Source organism: Cellulosimicrobium protaetiae, from assembly GCF_009708005.2.
Classification (GTDB): Bacteria; Actinomycetota; Actinomycetes; order Actinomycetales; family Cellulomonadaceae; genus Cellulosimicrobium; species Cellulosimicrobium protaetiae.
In genome coordinates this window covers 4,338,908-4,355,920 of sequence record NZ_CP052757.1, presented here as the reverse complement: position 1 = coordinate 4,355,920, position 17,013 = coordinate 4,338,908, and the positions used below count along the sequence as shown (strand labels likewise).

Genomic DNA, 17,013 nt, shown 5'->3' with positions numbered 1-17,013 from the left:
TGCCCGACGACGTCCGGCCACCCGGCGTCCGGTCGCTGCGGGGTCGACTGCCCGACCCGCCAGCCCTGAACCACCCATCCCCACGACAAGGAGACCACCGTGCCCGTCGAGTTTCTCGGCATCGCCACGACCAACGACGCCTCGGAGACCACCGAGCGCACGACCGCCGCGTTCGACCCCGCCTACCTCGAGCGCATCGTGCGCGCGCACGAGGACAACGGGTGGACGCGCGTGCTCTTCGCGTACGGCTCCTCCGGCCCCGAGCCCGCAGCGCTCGCCGCCTACACCGCGGCGCGCCTCGACTCGATCGAGCTGCTGCTCGCGCACCGGCCCAACGTGTCCTACCCGACCTACGCCGCGAAGACGTTCGCGACGCTCGACCAGCTCTCCGGCGGGCGGCTCTCCGTCCACTTCATCACCGGCGGCAACGACCACGAGCAGGGCCGTGAGGGTGACACGCTGACCAAGGACGAGCGGTACGCGCGCACCCACGAGTACATCCAGATCGTGAAGCAGGCCTGGGCGAGCGCCGAGCCGTTCGACCACCACGGCCCGTTCTACGACTTCGACGACTTCGTGCTCGACGCCAAGCCGTTCGAGGGACGCACCCCGACCATCTCGTTCGGCGGGTCGTCCGACGCCGCGTTCCGCGTCGGCGCGGCCGAGGCCGACATCTACGCCGTCTGGGGCGAGCCCCTCGACCGCACCGCCGAGCAGATCGCGCGCGTGCACGCCGAGGCCGCCGCCGCGGGCCGCGCGACGCCGCCCCGCATCCACGCCGCGTTCCGGCCGATCGTCGCCCCGACCGAGGAGCTCGCCTGGGAGAAGGCGCACCGCGTCCTCGACCGGATCGAGGCGCGCAAGGCGGCCGCGGGCGGGCAGCTCAGCCGTCGGCACCCGATCGACAAGCCCGAGAACGCCGGGTCTCAGCGACTCCTCGAGATCGCCGCCCAGGGCGAGCGCTTCGACACCGCCCTGTGGACCGCGACGGCCAAGGCCACCGGCGGCGCCGGCAACTCCAACGCGCTCGTCGGGACGCCCGAGCAGGTCGCCGAGGCCCTCCTCGCGTACTACGACCTCGGCGTCCGCGTCATCTCCGCCCGCGGCTACGACCTGCTCGACGACGCGATCGACTTCGGCCGCTACGTCATCCCGATCGTCCGCGAGGAGGTCGCGAAGCGCGACGCCGCCACCGCGGAGGCGGCCGCGGCCTGACGGTCCGGGACCGAGATCGGCAGAGAAGGACGAGGTCGGCGGCCCCGGCCGAGATCGGCACGTGCACGTGCCGACCTCGACTGGCACTGCCGATCTCGGTGGCGAGCCCGCTCGGCCCGACCACGAACGACGACAGCAAGGAGCAGGACCGTGCGGTTCCAGTTACTCGACATCGTGTTCAACCCGCCCCATCCGGTGACCGGGGAGGCGGTCGCGCCGTCCGACCGGTTGAACCGGGTCGTGGAGACGGCGGTGCTGGCGGAGGAGCTCGGGTTCGACTCGTTCGCGGTGGGGGAGCGGCACGCGGGGGAGGTGCTGTCGTCGGCACCGACGGTGATCCTCGGGGCGGTCGCGGCGCGGACGTCGCGGATCCTCCTGAGCACCGGCGTGACGGTGCTGTCGCTGCTCGACCCGATCCGCGTCGCCGAGGACCTCGCGACGGTGGACCAGCTGAGCCGCGGGCGGCTGGAGATCGTCATCGGCAAGGGCAACGAGGTGCTGCAGTACCCGCTGCTGGGGCTCGACATCGACAAGCAGTACGAGTACCTGCAGGAGAACTACGAGCTCCTGCGCCTGCTGCTGTCGGAGGAGGACGTGAGCTGGAGCGGGCGGCACCGGCACGCGCTGGAGCGCGCGACGACGCTGCCGCGTCCGTTCGCCGGGCCGTTCCGCATCTGGCACGGGTCGGCGACGTCGCAGTTCGCGGTGGAGCTCGCGGCGCGGTACGGGGACCCGATCGTCAGCGCCAACGCGCTGCAGCCGCGCGAGAACTACCAGGTGCTCATCGACCGCTACCGCGAGCGGTACGCGGCGCACGGGCACGACCCGGCGTACGGGTTCGTGGGGTCGGGCTCGGGCGGGCTGTTCCTCGCCGACACGACGGAGGAGGCGGTCGAGCAGTACCGCCCGATCTACGAGGGCCAGGTCGCGGCGGCGGCACGTCGCGGCTACGGGCCGGATGCCGTGGGGAAGGCGCCGAGCTTCCGGACGGTCGAGGACGCCGTCGAGCGCGGCCCGGCGCTGGTGGGCTCGCCGGAGCGCGTAGCGGAGAAGATCCTCGACTACCACGCCTCCTACGGGCACGACCTCCAGTCGGTGTCCGTCAACCACCTCATCCCCGCGACGCAGCAGGAGGACGTGCTGCGCCGGTTCGCGGAGGAGGTGGTCCCGGTCGTGAAGGCCGAGGTGAAGACCGACCTGTGGAGCCCGGCAGACGCCCGTCGCGCGGCGGGCTTCACCGCCACCTGACCCGCCCCACCGGTCGTGGGCATGAAAGGGGCCCGGTTCGCGCGGCGAGACCGGGCCCTTCTCATGCCCACGGCGGGGAGACGAAACATCCGTCCGCCTGGCGGGACGGCCGTCTCGAAACTTGACTCAACCCGTCGGGATTGTCTTTCCTGCCCCCAGGTGACGAGCGTCAGCACCCAGGCCCGGCTCGCTGACCAGCAACCCTTCGACGTGACGGGGTGCTCCGGGAACGACCTGACCGCGTGGCTCCCGCCGCGCGGTAAGCACGGCACCCCGGTGGGATCCCCCGCCGCGTCGGCCCTCGGCCCGGCGCGGACGACCACCGGCGCCGGACGATCGCCGGTCCTCAGCCGGCACACGAGGAGAGCAGCACGACATGATCCCCACACCTCACCGACGCCGGTCCCTGACCGTCGCCGCGGCGGCCGCCGCGACGGGCCTCCTGCTCAGCGCGTGCGCGGGCGGAGGCTCCGGCGCGTCCGACGGCGGCGGGTCGCCGAGCCCGACGGGCGAGCCCGTGGCGGGCGGCGACCTGACCTTCGCGATCACGGTCGACTCGCACTGCATCGACCCGCAGCAGGTCGGCAACAACGACGCCATCGCCGCGGCCCGCCAGACCGTCGCGTCGCTCACGGCGCAGGACCCGGAGTCGGGCGAGATCCTGCCGTGGCTCGCGGAGAGCTGGGAGGTGAACGACGACGCGTCGAGCTACACGTTCCACCTGCGAGACGACGCGACGTACGCCGACGGCACGCCGATCGACGCCGAGTCGGTCAAGACCAACTTCGACGCGATCGTCGCCCTCGGCGCGACGGCGTCGCTCGGGTCGCAGTACCTCGTCGGCTACGAGGGCACCACGGTCACCGACCCGCAGACCCTCACGGTCGACTTCGCGGCGCCGAGTGCCCAGTTCCTCCAGGCGACGTCGACGTTTTCGCTCGGCCTGCTCGCGCCGTCGTCGGCCGACCTGAGCGTCGAGGACCGGTGCGCCGGGAAGTTCGTCGGCTCCGGCCCGTTCTCGGTGAAGTCCTACACGCAGGACCAGGAGATCGTGCTCGAGAAGGTCGCGGGCTACGCGTGGGGCTCGGAGGCGAACGACCACCAGGGCGAGGCCTACCTCGACACCGTGACGTTCAAGGTCATCCCCGAGGCGAGCGTGCGCAGCGGCAGCCTGCAGTCCGGGCAGATCGACGCGACCGCCGCGATCTCGACCGTCGACCTCCCGCAGTTCGACGGCAACGGGTTCTGGCTCGAGTACCGGGCCAACCCGGGCGTCGTGTTCAACCTGTTCCCCAACGAGTCGAGCCCGCTCGCGGGCGACGAGGCCGTGCGGACGGCGATCCTCAAGGGGATCGACCGCGAGCAGATCGCGGACACGGTGCTGAGCGAGCAGGACGAGCCGGCCACCGGCGTCCTGTCCCACTCGACGCCGCTCTACGAGAGCGTCGCGGACGAGCTCGCCTACGACCCCGAGGGCGCCAAGAAGATCCTCGATGACGCGGGCTGGGTCGAGGGCGCCGACGGCGTCCGTGAGAAGGACGGCCAGAAGCTCTCGACGACGGTGACCTTCTGGCAGGTGCCCGAGCCGCTCGAGCTGGTCCAGCAGCAGCTCGCGCAGATCGGCGTCGACCTCCAGCTCCAGCACGTGACCGTCGCGGAGTCGCAGGCCATCACGGAGAGCGGCGACTTCGACTTCGACTACTACAACCTCACGCGCTCCGACCCGGACGTGCTGCGGACGATCTTCTCGGCGAACGCGCGCAACATCAACCAGCGCGACGCGGAGGAGGTCGACGACCTGCTCGACGCGTCGGCCGCGGCGACCGACCCGGCCGAGCGGCAGGAGCTCGTCACGGAGGCGTCGCGCCTCCTGGTCCAGAAGGGCCACGCGATCCCGGTCTACGAGCTGTCGACGATCATCGCGGCCGCCGACACGGTCCACGGCCTGACGTTCGAGGCGTCCTCACGCCTCGACTTCTACGACGCCTGGGTCACCCAGGGCTGACCCGCCGGGTCCGCCTGCCCGACGCCGCGGCGTCGGGCAGGCGGACCGTCCCCCCACGGAAGGAGGCCGACCATGGGCCGATACGTCCTGCGTCGCGCCGGGCAGGGGCTGTTCGTGCTCTGGGCGGCGTTCACGATCTCGTTCTTCGTCCTCTACCTGCTGCCCAGCGACCCGGCCGCGCTCATGGCGAGCGGCGGCGGCGAGGCGGACCAGGTGGACCCCGCGCTGCTCGACGCGCTGCGCGCGCAGTACGGCCTCGACCGGCCCGTGCTCGTGCAGTACGGCGACGCGCTGTGGCACGCGCTGCGCCTCGACTTCGGCACGTCGTACTCGTCGGGCGCGCCCGCGACCCAGCTCGTGCTCCAAGCGCTGCCCGAGACGCTCAAGCTCACGGCTGCGGCGCTCGTCCTCGCGGTCGTGGCGGGTGCCGGCATCGCGATCGCGAGCACGTTCCCGCGCGCGACCTGGCTGCGCCACGCGCTCGCCTCGCTCCCGCCGCTCGGCGTCGCCCTGCCGCCGTTCTGGCTGGGCCTGCTGCTCCTGCAGTGGCTCTCCTTCCAGCTCCCGGTGTTCCCGGCGATCGGCAACGAGGGTGCGATCAGCCTCGTGCTGCCGGCGATCACGCTCGCCGTGCCGGCGAGCGCCGCGCTCGCCCAGGTGCTCGCCCGGAGCCTGCGCGGGACGCTCGACGAGCCGTACGTCGAGACCGCGCGCGCCAAGGGCGCGAGCCGGGCGCGCGTGCACTTCGGTCACGCGCTCCGCAACGCCGCGATCCCCGCGCTGACCGTGCTCGGGGTCCTCGTCGGCGGACTGCTCGGCGGCACGGTCGTCACGGAGACGGTGTTCTCGCGCGCGGGCCTCGGGCGGCTCACGGTCACGTCCGTGGACGCGCAGGACATCCCCGTGGTGCAGGCGGTCGTCGTCCTCTCGGCCCTCGTGTTCGTGGTCGTCACGCTCGTGGTCGACCTGCTCTACCCCCTGCTCGACCCCCGGATCGACGCACGACAGAAGGCGGTGGCCGCATGAGCACCAGGCCGGGAGTGCGCATCGTGCTCCGCGACGCGGTCGAGGTCCCGACGATCGCGAGCGATCGCGCCGCCGCTCCGGCGCGGGACGTCCCGCGGACGTACGTCCCGCCGTCGGACGACGCGCTGCCCGGGACCCCGGAGGTCCCCGAGCCGCGGACGCCCGAGGAGATCGAGGTCGCGGACCGCGAGGACGCCCGTGCGATCATCCGGTACGGCCGGGTCCGCGGCGCCGGCCCCGGGGGCCGGTGGCGCCGCGGGGTGCGGTACGCCGTGCGGCGTCCCGGGCTGGTCGTCGCCGTGCTCGTCGTCCTCCTCGTCACGGCGTGGGCGGTCGTCCCGCAGCTCTTCACGTCGTACGACCCGCTGACGGGCGTGCCGGCGGACCGGCTCCAGCCGCCGTCGGGCGCGCACCTGTTCGGCACCGACCACCTGGGGCGCGACGTGTACGCGCGCGTCGTCCACGGCGCGTCGGCGTCGCTCAGCGCGACCGTGATCGCGGTCGCGGTCGGGCTCGTCGCGGGATCGCTGCTCGGCCTGCTCGCGGGGTTCGTGCGTGGGTGGGTGGACGACGTCGTCGGCCGGTTCGTCGACGTGCTGCTCGCGATCCCCAGCATCCTGCTCTCGCTCGCGATCATCACGGCGCTCGGGTTCGGGACGGTGAAGGTCGCGATCGCCGTCGGCATCACGAGCGTCGCGACGTTCGCGCGCGTCATGCGGGCGGAGGTCCTGCGCACCTCGACGTCGGTGTACGTCGAGGCGGCCCGCGCGTCGGGCGTGCGCTGGTACGGCGTGCTCGGGCGGCACGTGCTGCCCAACTCGACAGGCCCGGTGCTCGCGCTCGTCGCGCTCGAGCTCGGCACGGCCGTGCTCGCGATCTCGGCGCTGAGCTTCCTCGGCTACGGGACGCCGCCGCCCGCGCCCGAGTGGGGGTCGCTCGTCTCGGGCGGGCGCGACTACCTGGCCACCGCGTGGTGGCTCACGACCATGCCGGGCCTCGTGATCGTCGCCGTCGTGCTGTCGGCGAACCGCATCGCGCGGGCCCTGGAACGGACCGGAGGGGACGCATGACCGCCACGACGCCGACCACGCAGGAGCGCCCCGGCACGACGCCGGACGAGGCGCCCGCGCTCGAGATCCGCGGGCTCGAGGTCGCCTACCGCACGCGCGACGGCGGCTCGTACGCCGCCGTCCGCGGCGTCGACCTCACGGTCGGGGCGGGCGAGGTCGTGGCGCTCGTGGGCGAGTCCGGGTCGGGCAAGAGCACGACGGCGCACGCGGCGCTCCACCTGCTGTCGCGCGGGGGCGCGGTGACGGGCGGGACCATCCGGCTCGGCGGACGCGACGTCGGCGACCTCTCCGAGAAGGAGTGGCAGCAGGTGCGGGGCCGCGACGTCGGCCTCGTGCCGCAGGACCCGACGGTCTCTCTCAACCCCGTCACGCGCGTGGGCGACCAGGTCGCGGAGGTGCTCGTCATCCACGGGCTCGCGCGGCGCAAGGAGGCGCGCGAGCGGGCGGTCGAGCTGCTCCGCGAGGCCGGGATCGACGACCCGGAGGCCCGTGCGCGGCAGTACCCGTCGCAGCTCTCCGGCGGCATGCGTCAGCGCGTGCTCATCGCGATCGCGGTCGCCGCGCGCCCGAGGCTCGTCGTCGCCGACGAGCCGACGAGCGCGCTCGACGTGACGGTCCAGCGCCGCATCCTCGACCACCTCGACGGCCTCGTGCGCGACCTCGGCACCGCGGTCCTGCTCATCACGCACGACCTCGGCGTCGCGGCGGACCGCGCCGACCGGATCGTCGTGCTCGAGCGCGGGGTCGTCGTCGAGGAGGGGGCGGCCGAGCAGGTGCTCCACGACCCGCGCCACCCGTACACGAAGCAGCTCATCGCCGCGGCGCCGAGCCTCGCGAGCTCGCGCCTCGTCGCGGGCGGCACCCCGGAGCCGCGCGATGCCGTCGTCCCGCGCGCCGAGGCGAGCCGCGCCGTCGATCGGGGGATCGTGGTGCCCGACGGCGCCGGCCCGGACACCGCGAGTACGCCCGTCCTCGCGGTGCGGGACCTGCGCAAGGAGTTCACGCTGCCGCGGGGCGCCGCGCACCGCACGCTCGTCGCGGTGGACGGCGTGAGCCTCGCCGTCGGGCGCGGCGAGACGTACGCGCTCGTGGGGGAGTCCGGCTCCGGCAAGAGCACGACGGCGCGGCTCGCCCTGCGTCTCGAGCGCCCCACCGCGGGCACGGTCGAGTTCGCGGGCGAGGACATCACGACGGCGCGCGGCGAGCGCCTGCGGTCGCTGCGCCGCGGGTTCCAGGTGGTCTACCAGTCCCCGTACGCGTCGCTCGACCCGCGGTTCACCGTCGAGCAGATCGTCACCGAGCCGCTGCGGGCGTACCGGGTCGGGTCGCCGTCCGAGCGGGCCGACCGGGCGCGCGCGCTCGTCGAGGACGTCGCGCTCCCCGCCGACGTGCTGCGGCGCGGGCCTCGCGAGCTCTCGGGCGGCCAGCGTCAGCGCGTCGCCATCGCGCGGGCGCTCGCGCTGAACCCCGCGCTCGTCGTGCTCGACGAGCCCGTCTCGGCGCTCGACGTGTCGGTGCAGGCGCAGATCCTCGAGCTGCTCGTGCGGCTCCAGGCCGAGCACGGGCTCGCGTACCTGTTCATCTCGCACGACCTCGCGGTCGTGCGGCAGGTGTCCGACCACGTCGGCGTCATGCACCGCGGGCGAGTCGTCGAGCAGGGGGCGGCCGAGCAGATCCTGCTCGACCCGCAGGAGGAGTACACGCGCGAGCTCGTCGCGGCCATCCCCGGCCGCCGCGCGGGGGTTCGGCCCGCGCAGGACGCTGCTCGACCCGCCACGAGATAGAAGCGCAGGCCGCGAGGGAGAACACCAGGTGTCTCCCTCGCGGCCTGCGCTCCTGCCCCGCGGAGGCGGCGTGATCAGGCCTCGCGGTTCTCCGAGGAGAGGAACCAGGCCTGCTTCTCCAGGTCCGCGATGATCTCGTGCAGGATGTCGGCGCTCGTCGGGTCCTCGGCGTCGACGCCGTCGTGCACCTCGCGCACGACCTCGACCGTCTGGGCGAGGCGCTCGACGATCGCGTCGACCGTGTCGCCGACGGAGACCAGACCGGCCGGGTACGGGGAGAGGTCCGTCGTGGTCGCGACGGTCTCGGTGCGGCCGTCGGGCACGACCTGGAGGGCGCGCATGCGCTCCGCGACGGTGTCGCTGTGCTCGCGCGCGACGTCCACGACGTCGTCGAGCTGGAGGTGCAGGTCGCGGAACCCGCGGCCCGTGACGTTCCAGTGGGCCTGCTTGCCCTGGACGTGCAGGTCGACGAGCGCGACGAGCACCCGCTGCAAGTTCGCGCGGAGCGTCTCCGACGCCTCGAAGCGTGCCGTGGCTCGGTGGATGGTGGGTGCGGACATGGTGCTCCTCGCTCTCTCGGGGGTCTCCCGGAACGTGCGGCGGTCACCCGGCTTCCGTCGGTGCCGTCCTCGTGACTCGTTCACTTGAACGATTCCAGACTAGGCAGGATTCCCGGCCTCCGCCAGCAAGGACAGGCGTGCCTGACCTGCGCCGACACGGAGGTGCGGCTCCCGCGAGGCCGGGGTGCGTCACGTTCTCTCGCCAGGTGAGAGGACCCGCCGCGCCCCTTGCCGGAGGGCGCGCGGAGTGGTCGGCTGAGGTCATGACCGACGACCTCGCCGCCCCTGCCGTCACAGCCGCCCCGCGCCTGCTTCCCCAGCGCACGCTCGGCTCCGGGGAGGCCGCACTCACCGTCTCCGCCGTCGGCTTCGGCGGCATGTCCGTGACCGACGCCTACGGCCCCGCGGACGTCGGTGAGGCCGAGGCCGTGCTGCGACGTGCGCTCGAGCTCGGCGTGACGCTGATCGACACCGCCGACGTCTACGGGCACGGCCGCAACGAGGAGCTCATCGGACGGGTGCTCGGCGCCCATCGCGACGAGATCGTCCTCGCGTCGAAGTTCGGGCTCCCGCCCGCGGGCGGGCACCCGGACGGCCGTCGCGTCGACGGTCGGCCCGAGTACGTGCGCGCGGCGGTCGACGCGAGCCTGCGCCGTCTCGGCACGGACCGCCTCGACCTGTACTACCTGCACCGCATCGACCCGCAGGTCCCGGTCGAGGAGACCGTCGGGGCGCTCGCGGAGCTCGTCGAGGCGGGCAAGGTCCGGGGGATCGGGCTCTCGGAGCCCTCGGCGGCGACGGTGCGCCGCGCGCACGCGGTCCACCCGGTCACGGCCGTCCAGAGCGAGTACTCCCTGTGGACGCGCGACCCGGAGGACGAGGTCCTGCCGACCCTGCTCGAGCTGGGCGTCGGGTTCGTGCCCTTCTCGCCGCTGGGTCGCGGCATCCTCACCGGGACGGTCGACACGCCCGAGGGCTTCGCCGCCGACGACGTGCGCCGCGCCCACGCCCGGTACGCGGGCGAGGCGTTCGAGCACAACCGCGGCCTGGTCCGCTCGCTCGAGCAGCTCGCCGCGGAGCGCGGCGTCACGACGGCGCAGCTCGCCCTCGCGTGGCTCCTCGCGCAGGGCGAGGACATCGTCCCGATCCCGGGCACGAAGCGCCTCGCCTACCTCGAGCAGAACGTCGCCGCGGCGTCGGTCGAGCTCACCGCGGACGACGTCGCGGCGATCGGCGCGACCATCCCGCGCGAGGACGTGCAGGGCGTGCGGCACCCGCAGGCGGACCTCCTCGCGGGCTGACCCGGTCAGTACGGCAGCGCCGCGGTCCCCGGTCCGGAGGCCACGTGGCTCGGGCGTCGACGCGCCCGGCGCCCGACGAGCGCCAGTGCGACCTGCGCGACCCAGAGCACGAGGATCGCGGGCATCACGACGGCGCTCGCGACCTCGGCGGCGTGGTACCCGCGCGGGATCGGGAGGGCCGCCGGGAGCGGCTGGGTGTACGTCAGGAGGAAGCCGACGGGGATCGCCACGACCCACAGGACGACGGTCACGACGGCGTAGGGGAGCGGGACGTCGTCGGCGGACCGTACGTGCCCGACCCACGTCGCCAGCAGGGGCGGGAGTGCGAGCAGGCCGGCGATCGGGACCGCCGCGACGACGAACCCCGCCATGAGCAGACCGCCGCCCGCGGCGACGGCCCCGGCCACGAGGCACAGGGGGAGCACGAGCGCGGCCCAGAACCGGCCGCGGAAGGCGACCGTCCGCAACCGCCGTGCTGTCCTCATGCGCGGTCCCCGTCCTCGTGTCGCGCCGTCGCCGGAATCGTACGGCCGTGCCGTCGTCCGGGGGACGGTACGGGAGACCCATGGCTCGGGGCGCCGTACGGACCTACGATGGAGGTGTCCTGTGGGTTCCCCCGCGCAGAGGTCGGCTCCGATGTCGTGGCTGCTCATGATCTGGTGCGCGACGGCGTGCACGGTCGCCGCCGCGTGGTGGGTGCTGCGCCGCGCCGGCCGGCCCCCGAGCCACCGGACGAACAGCCGGCCGCGTCTGCTGCGCCGCCGCCCGGCGCCTCCCGACCCGCTCGCGACGCTCGCGCTCCAGGTGCGGCTGAGCGAGCTCGCGGCGGAGATGCGACGCCTGGAGGCGGACCCGGACGTCTTCGCCCGCGCGCACCACTACCTGGCGGTGCAGGGCGCGTACGACGCGCTGCTGCGGGAAGCGTGCCGGCTCACCGGGCTCTCGGTCGAGGACGCCCCGCTGCGGGCCGGGTTCCGCACGGGTGACGACGAGCGGTTCCGCGAGGAGCTCGAGCTCAGCGCGCGCGGCTGGAGCTGGTGACCGGTCCACCCGTGAGGGGCGGCACGGGACGGGCGAGGGGCCCGACGGCGGTGCGTCCGCCGTCGGGCCCCTCGCCCGTGGTGCCGGTTCGCCGCCGGTCAGAGCGCCGAGTGGTCGCCGATCCGGTGGTACGTGCGGTCGTGGTAGACGAGGGGCGACGGTGCGCCGGCCGACCCGTGCCGCGGTTCGTCGTCACCGATGCTCGATGCGAGGGCGCGCAGCGACACGAGGTAGGAGTCGCCGACGGGCGTGCGTTGCACGACGCGGCCCCGGACCCAGGAGAGCGCGCCGTCCACGACGGGCTCGCCCGTGTCGAGGCGGGACCAGCCGCCGTCGGCGAACCGGTCGATGCCGCTCGTCGCGAACCGCGCCGAGACGTCGTCCTGGTGGTCGGCGAGGAAGCTCACCGTGAGCGTGCGCGCGGCCGAGACGGCGGGCCACGACGACGACGTCGACGCGAGCGAGAACGCGAGGAGCGGCGGCGCGGCGGAGACGGAGATGACCGACGTCGCGGTGAACCCGACGAGCCGGCCGTCGTGCTCGAGCGCGACCACGGCGACCCCGGCGGGGTGGCCGCGGAACACGGACTTGTACTCGTCGGGGGAGAGCTGCGGCTCGTCCTGCTCGGCCAGGAGGGCCTCCAGGTGGGTGAGCTCGGCGGTCATCGGGCCACCCCCGCGAGCGCGTCGGCGACAGCTCGGTCCTGGCCGGCCTGGGGGAGCGGGTCGTCGCCGTCCGCGAGGAGCGGCGTCGCGGCACGGCGCAGGGACTCGCCCTCGCGCGCGACCCAGGTGTCGACGACCGGCCCGAGGTCCGCGAGCTGCGGCTCGGTGACGGTGAGCGAGCGGGTCGGGACGACGGCCCCGAGCTCGACGAGCACGGGCCGCAGGTGCACCTCGCCGACGAGCGCGTGGGCCGGGTTGCCCGAGACGACGAGCGGCACCACGACGACGCCCGCGAGCCCGTCCGGGCCGTAGAGGTCGAGGAACGCCTTGAGGAGGCCGGTGTACGACGCCTTGTAGACCGGCGTCGCGACGACGGCGACGGTCGCCGCGGCGAGCCGGTCGCGCGCGGCGTCGGCCGCGGGGTGCTCGGTGCCGAGGACCTCGCCGGCGAGCGTCGCCAGATCGATGGTCGTGACGTCGGTCACGCCGAGCAGGGTCGCGACGCGTCGCGCCACGGTCTCGGCGGCGCCGAGCGTCCGCGAGCCGGGCCGGGGGTTGCCGGAGACGGCGAGCACCGTCGGGGAGGGGGAGCGGTGGGTCATGGTTACCTCGCAGTAGTCGTCGATCACGCTTGCCTGCCGCTCGGCCCGTGCGGGCACGGGTGCGGAAGACCTGGTCATCTCCCGGAGCACCCCGCCGTGACTGGGGGTTGCCGACCAGCGAGCCGGGGCTTGGCGCTGGTGCTCGTGACCTGGGGACGGGTATAGCAACGCCGCCAGGAAAAGCGCACCAGATCGGTCGGGTTTCTCACTGGGTGGACGGATGTGTCGGTGCCCGTTCCTGCGGCGCCCGGCGGTGGGCAGGCCCGGGAGTGAGACGGCGGTACGGGAACTTCTGGCACAGGCGTACCGTCGGGAGTTCCGTCCGCGTCCAGACGAGGAGTGCCCATGGACAGCCGACTGCAGTCCGTCTACGACGAGGTCCTGCGTCGCAACCCCGGCGAGGCCGAGTTCCACCAGGCCGTGCGCGAGGTCTTCGACTCGCTCGGCCCGGTGCTGCGCAAGCACCCGCGCTACGTCGAGGCCGCCGTCCTCGAGCGCGTGTGCGAGCCCGAGCGCCAGATCATCTTCCGGGTCCCGTGGGTGGACGACACGGGCCGCGTGCAGATCAACCGCGGCTTCCGCGTCGAGTTCAACTCGGCGCTCGGCCCGTACAAGGGCGGTCTGCGGTTCCACCCGTCGGTCTACCTGGGGATCGTGAAGTTCCTCGGCTTCGAGCAGATCTTCAAGAACTCGCTCACCGGCATGCCGATCGGTGGGGGCAAGGGCGGGTCGGACTTCGACCCGCGCGGGCGCTCCGAAGGCGAGGTCATGCGCTTCTGCCAGTCGTTCATGACCGAGCTGTACCGGCACATCGGCGAGAACACCGACGTCCCGGCCGGTGACATCGGCGTGGGCGGACGCGAGATCGGCTACCTGTTCGGCCAGTACAAGCGCATCACGAACCGCTACGAGTCCGGCGTCCTCACGGGCAAGGGGATCTCGTGGGGCGGCTCGCTCGTGCGCACCGAGGCGACGGGCTACGGCACGGTCCTCTTCGCGCAGAGCATGCTCGCCACGCGCGGCCAGGAGCTCGACGGCCGCCGCGTCGTGGTCTCCGGCTCGGGGAACGTCGCGACCTACGCGACCGCCAAGGCCCAGGAGCTCGGCGCGACCGTCGTCGCGTTCTCCGACTCGTCCGGCTACGTCGTCGACGAGGCGGGCGTGGACCTCGACCTGCTGCGCCAGGTCAAGGAGGTCGAGCGTGGACGCGTCGCGGACTACGCGGCACGCCGCCCGGGGGCGCGTGTCGTCACCGACGGCTCCATCTGGGACGTGCCGTGCGACGTCGCGCTGCCCTGCGCGACGCAGAACGAGCTCGACGAGGGCGCCGCCAAGCAGCTCGTCGCGAACGGCGTCGTGGCCGTCGCCGAGGGCGCCAACATGCCGACCACGCCGGCCGCGGTCGCGCTGCTCCAGGACGCGGGCGTCCTGTTCGCCCCCGGCAAGGCCGCGAACGCCGGAGGCGTCGCGACGTCGGCGCTCGAGATGCAGCAGAACGCGTCGCGCGACTCCTGGTCGTTCGAGTACACCGAGGAGCGGCTCGCGCAGATCATGGCGGGCATCCACGACCGCTGCGTCGAGACCGCGGACGAGTACGGGGCGCCCGGCAACTACGTGCTCGGCGCCAACGTCGCGGGCTTCACCAAGGTCGCCGACGCCATCATCGCGCTCGGCGTCATCTGACCGTCGTCTACCCTGGCCGACGGCCGCCGTCGTGCTGACGCGCGACGCGACGGCCGCCGGACCGGACGACGGGAGAACGCTGTGACGACCACCGACCCCGAGGGCACCGCGCCGCGCGCGGGCCGCGACGTCCTGCTCGAGCTCGCCGTGCAGGACCCGGACGGCGTCCGGGTCGCGGCCGGCGTGGGCGCCCGCCGGGTCGAGCTGTGCGTCGGCCTGGGCGCGACGGGCGGCCTCACGCCGAGCGCAGGTCTCGTCGAGGCCGCCGTGGCCACGGCGCGGTCCGTCGCGGCCGACGGCTCCACCCCGGTCGAGGTACACGTCCTCGTGCGTCCGCGACCCGGGGGATTCGTCCTCGGCCCCGACGACCTCGACGTCCAGGTGCGCGACGTCCGCGCCGCCGTCGAGGCGGGCGCGGCGGGCGTCGTGGTCGGGGTGCTGACCCCGGAGGGCCTCGTCGACGTCGCCGCCCTCGCGGCCCTCGTCGAGGCCGCGGACGGACGCGAGGTCACGTTCCACCGCGCGGTCGACGTCGTGGCTGACCCGGTCGCGGCGCTCGACGCGCTCGCGTCCGCAGGCGCCGTCCGCGTCCTGACGTCGGGTGGCGCACCGCGCAGCATCGACGGCGTCGGCCGTCTGGGTGTCATGGCCGCGCACGCCCGCGGGCCGCTCGGCGGCCGGCTCCAGATCATGGCGGGCGGGGGCGTGCGTCCGCAGGACGTCGGCGCGCTCGTCGCCGCGGGGGTCGACGCCGTGCACCTGTCCGCGAAGCGCGTCGTCGCCGACGACGCGGGGCCGGGCGGCGGGGGCGACGCCGGCTACGAGGTCACGGACCCCGACGTCGCGCGGGCTGCCCGCGCGGCGCTCGACGCCGTGCGCTGACGCCGCACCGACACGGCGACGCGCCGACGCGCGCGTCGCCCTCGCGGACCGGTCGGTCCCCGCCACGGCGGGGGCCGGCCGTCGTCGTCTCGAGCCGTGTCGGTGCGGGATGTCTCAGTTAGGTAACTTTCCTGTTGTATTCGTCGGCGGCGGCTCCCGGGTTAGTTAGTGTTCCTGCCACACGCCTCCGGGCGCCACGACGAACGACGCGAGGACGCGTCGTCCATGCGAAAGGACCGATGATGATTCGAAGCAGGGCGCGCAAGCGTCTGCTCACGGCGGTTGCGCTCGTGACCGGCGTGACCCTCATGGCGACGGGCTGCTCCGGCTCCGGGAACGGCGAGGGCGAGGAGACCGCGGACGGTGGGCGCACGCTCAACGTGTGGGCCGGTACGCAGACGCCGATCGTCGCGAACTTCAACCCGTACTTCCCCAACCCGCTCCACGCCGCGAACGGCGCGATCTACGAGCCGCTCTTCTACTACAACAAGGCGCAGGCCAGCGACCCCGAGCCCCGCCTGGGCGAGTCGTTCGAGTGGACCGAGGACGGGCTCGAGCTCACCGTGAAGCTCCGCGAGGGCGTCAAGTGGACCGACGGCGAGGCGTTCGACGCCGACGACGTCGTGTTCTCCCAGACCAACGAGGCCGCGAAGCGCGACTTCATCGTCTCGGTCGAGGCCGTCGACCCGTACACGGTGAAGTGGACGTTCAACTCGCCGCAGTTCACCTCCGAGGCACAGCTCATCGGGACCGCGCTCGTCGTGCCCGAGCACATCTTCTCCGAGGTCGACGACCTGGTCACCTTCGCGAACGAGAACCCGGTCGGCACCGGCCCCTACAAGGCCGACACGGTGACCGACGCCGCCTACACCCTCGTCGCCAACGAGGACTACTGGGGCGGCGCCCCCAAGGTCAAGAAGGTCCGCTACCTCGGTATCGACGCGAACCAGAGCGCCGAGGACCTGATGACGACGGGCAAGGTCGACTGGACCGCGATGTTCGTCGCCGACCCCGAGCGCATCACCGCCGACGGTCGACTGAGCATGCTCAACACGCCGCAGAACCCGACGACGATCTACACCTGCGTCTCGGTCGACCTCGGCTGCACCGGTCCGCAGACCGACGTCGCCGTGCGCCAGGCGATCGACCTCGCCATGGACCGCACCGAGATCAACGAGAAGGCGTTCGCCGGGCTCTCCGCGACGGCGTCCCCGACCTTCGCCCTGCTCGGCCGTGACGACCGCTGGATCTCGCCCGACGTCGAGGCCGAGAGCCCGCAGACGGCCGACGCCGCGGCGGCGTCGAAGGTCCTCGAGGAGGCCGGCTACACCAAGGGTGCGGACGGCATCTACGAGAAGGACGGCCAGAAGGTCGAGATGGCCCTCGTCACGGTCGACGGCTGGAACGACTACAACGCGGTCGGCGACCTGCTGGTCGAGCAGGCCAAGGCCGCGGGCATCTCGATCGTCCACAACAAGGTCACGCAGCAGGAGATGTCGGACGCGCGCGCGGCCGGCACCTACCAGCTCATGGTCGGCGGCATCACGGGTCCGGTGCTCGACGACCCGTTCAGCATCTACCGCCAGTGGATGACGACCGACTACACCCGCCCGGTCGGCGAGGTCATGGAGTCGGGTCTCTTCAACTACCCGCGCTACACCAACCCGACCGTCGACGCGGCCGTCGAGGCGGCCGCGGCGACGAACGACGAGGACGCCAAGAAGGAGCAGTACGCGATCATCCAGACCGAGATCGCCCGTGACCTGCCCTACATCCCGGTCGTGGTGAACGCCTCCCAGACCTTCGTGGACACGAAGGACTTCACGGGCTGGCCGACGGAGGACGACCTGTACGCGTTCCCGCCGTCGTGGGACACCGTCTCGCTCGGCATCGTGCTCTCGAAGCTCGAGCCCGCGAGCTGATGCGACCGC

15 protein-coding genes and 2 riboswitches are annotated in these 17,013 nt (G+C 73.4%); of the genes, 11 read left to right on the top strand and 4 right to left on the bottom strand.

Annotated features, from left to right (window positions below):
• The first annotated feature begins 99 nt into the window (after positions 1–99).
• The 6 genes from FIC82_RS18755 (at position 100) to FIC82_RS18730 (ending at position 8,348) form a co-directional block, all read left to right on the top strand.
• Positions 100–1,215, top strand: a complete 1,116-nt coding sequence (locus FIC82_RS18755; protein ID WP_168732107.1) for an LLM class flavin-dependent oxidoreductase — start codon at positions 100–102, stop codon at positions 1,213–1,215.
• Positions 1,216–1,365: 150 nt separating this feature from the next.
• Complete coding sequence (locus FIC82_RS18750; RefSeq protein ID WP_168732106.1) at positions 1,366–2,463, top strand: LLM class flavin-dependent oxidoreductase; 1,098 nt, start codon at positions 1,366–1,368, stop codon at positions 2,461–2,463.
• 158 nt (positions 2,464–2,621) lie between these two features.
• A riboswitch (SAM riboswitch) is annotated at positions 2,622–2,735 on the top strand.
• 104 nt (positions 2,736–2,839) lie between these two features.
• Positions 2,840–4,468 carry an ABC transporter substrate-binding protein gene (locus FIC82_RS18745; RefSeq protein WP_154799489.1) on the top strand — a complete coding sequence of 543 codons (1,629 nt, stop codon included), beginning with the start codon at positions 2,840–2,842 and terminating at the stop codon, positions 4,466–4,468.
• 72 nt (positions 4,469–4,540) lie between these two features.
• The gene (locus FIC82_RS18740; RefSeq protein WP_154799488.1) at positions 4,541–5,494 is read left to right on the top strand and encodes an ABC transporter permease; all 954 of its coding nucleotides are present in this window, start codon (positions 4,541–4,543) and stop codon (positions 5,492–5,494) included.
• Complete coding sequence (locus tag FIC82_RS18735) at positions 5,491–6,564, top strand: ABC transporter permease (RefSeq protein ID WP_154799487.1); 1,074 nt, start codon at positions 5,491–5,493, stop codon at positions 6,562–6,564. Before FIC82_RS18740 ends, FIC82_RS18735 begins: the two co-directional genes overlap by 4 nt.
• On the top strand, positions 6,561–8,348 hold the full coding sequence (locus FIC82_RS18730) for a dipeptide ABC transporter ATP-binding protein (RefSeq protein WP_154799486.1): 1,788 nt from the start codon (positions 6,561–6,563) through the stop codon (positions 8,346–8,348). Before FIC82_RS18735 ends, FIC82_RS18730 begins: the two co-directional genes overlap by 4 nt.
• 74 nt (positions 8,349–8,422) lie before the next feature.
• Here the strand turns inward: FIC82_RS18730 and FIC82_RS18725 are convergent, their stop codons facing one another.
• On the bottom strand, positions 8,423–8,908 hold the full coding sequence (locus FIC82_RS18725) for a Dps family protein (RefSeq protein WP_154799485.1): 486 nt from the start codon (positions 8,906–8,908) through the stop codon (positions 8,423–8,425).
• Between the two features lie 263 nt (positions 8,909–9,171).
• Between FIC82_RS18725 and FIC82_RS18720 the strand changes: the two genes are divergently transcribed.
• Complete coding sequence (locus FIC82_RS18720) at positions 9,172–10,209, top strand: aldo/keto reductase (RefSeq protein WP_154799484.1); 1,038 nt, start codon at positions 9,172–9,174, stop codon at positions 10,207–10,209.
• A 5-nt stretch (positions 10,210–10,214) separates the two neighbouring features.
• Here FIC82_RS18720 and FIC82_RS18715 read toward each other — a convergent pair whose 3' ends face one another.
• Positions 10,215–10,694 carry a hypothetical protein gene (locus FIC82_RS18715; protein ID WP_154799483.1) on the bottom strand — a complete coding sequence of 160 codons (480 nt, stop codon included), beginning with the start codon at positions 10,692–10,694 and terminating at the stop codon, positions 10,215–10,217.
• A gap of 151 nt (positions 10,695–10,845) precedes the next feature.
• On the opposite strand from FIC82_RS18715, the gene FIC82_RS18710 reads away from it, so the two are divergent.
• On the top strand, positions 10,846–11,250 hold the full coding sequence (locus FIC82_RS18710; protein ID WP_168732105.1) for a hypothetical protein: 405 nt from the start codon (positions 10,846–10,848) through the stop codon (positions 11,248–11,250).
• Positions 11,251–11,348: 98 nt separating this feature from the next.
• Here the strand turns inward: FIC82_RS18710 and FIC82_RS18705 are convergent, their stop codons facing one another.
• Together FIC82_RS18705 and FIC82_RS18700 are read right to left on the bottom strand one after the other, a co-directional pair.
• Positions 11,349–11,915 (bottom strand): flavin reductase family protein, encoded by a 567-nt coding sequence (locus FIC82_RS18705; RefSeq protein ID WP_154799482.1) that lies wholly within the window; start codon positions 11,913–11,915, stop codon positions 11,349–11,351.
• Complete coding sequence (locus tag FIC82_RS18700; RefSeq protein ID WP_154799481.1) at positions 11,912–12,517, bottom strand: NADPH-dependent FMN reductase; 606 nt, start codon at positions 12,515–12,517, stop codon at positions 11,912–11,914. The genes FIC82_RS18705 and FIC82_RS18700 overlap by 4 nt, the downstream gene beginning before the upstream one ends.
• A 20-nt stretch (positions 12,518–12,537) precedes the next feature.
• Positions 12,538–12,667, bottom strand: a riboswitch (SAM riboswitch).
• A gap of 195 nt (positions 12,668–12,862) precedes the next feature.
• Between FIC82_RS18700 and gdhA the strand changes: the two genes are divergently transcribed.
• The 3 genes from gdhA (at position 12,863) to FIC82_RS18685 (ending at position 17,004) form a co-directional block, all read left to right on the top strand.
• Positions 12,863–14,200, top strand: coding sequence for an NADP-specific glutamate dehydrogenase (gene gdhA, locus FIC82_RS18695; RefSeq protein WP_154799480.1), 1,338 nt, complete (start codon positions 12,863–12,865; stop codon positions 14,198–14,200).
• Positions 14,201–14,281: 81 nt separating this feature from the next.
• The gene (locus FIC82_RS18690; RefSeq protein ID WP_216609936.1) at positions 14,282–15,082 is read left to right on the top strand and encodes a copper homeostasis protein CutC; all 801 of its coding nucleotides are present in this window, start codon (positions 14,282–14,284) and stop codon (positions 15,080–15,082) included.
• A gap of 242 nt (positions 15,083–15,324) precedes the next feature.
• The gene (locus FIC82_RS18685) at positions 15,325–17,004 is read left to right on the top strand and encodes an ABC transporter substrate-binding protein (RefSeq protein ID WP_154799479.1); all 1,680 of its coding nucleotides are present in this window, start codon (positions 15,325–15,327) and stop codon (positions 17,002–17,004) included.
• Positions 17,005–17,013: the final 9 nt, after the last annotated feature.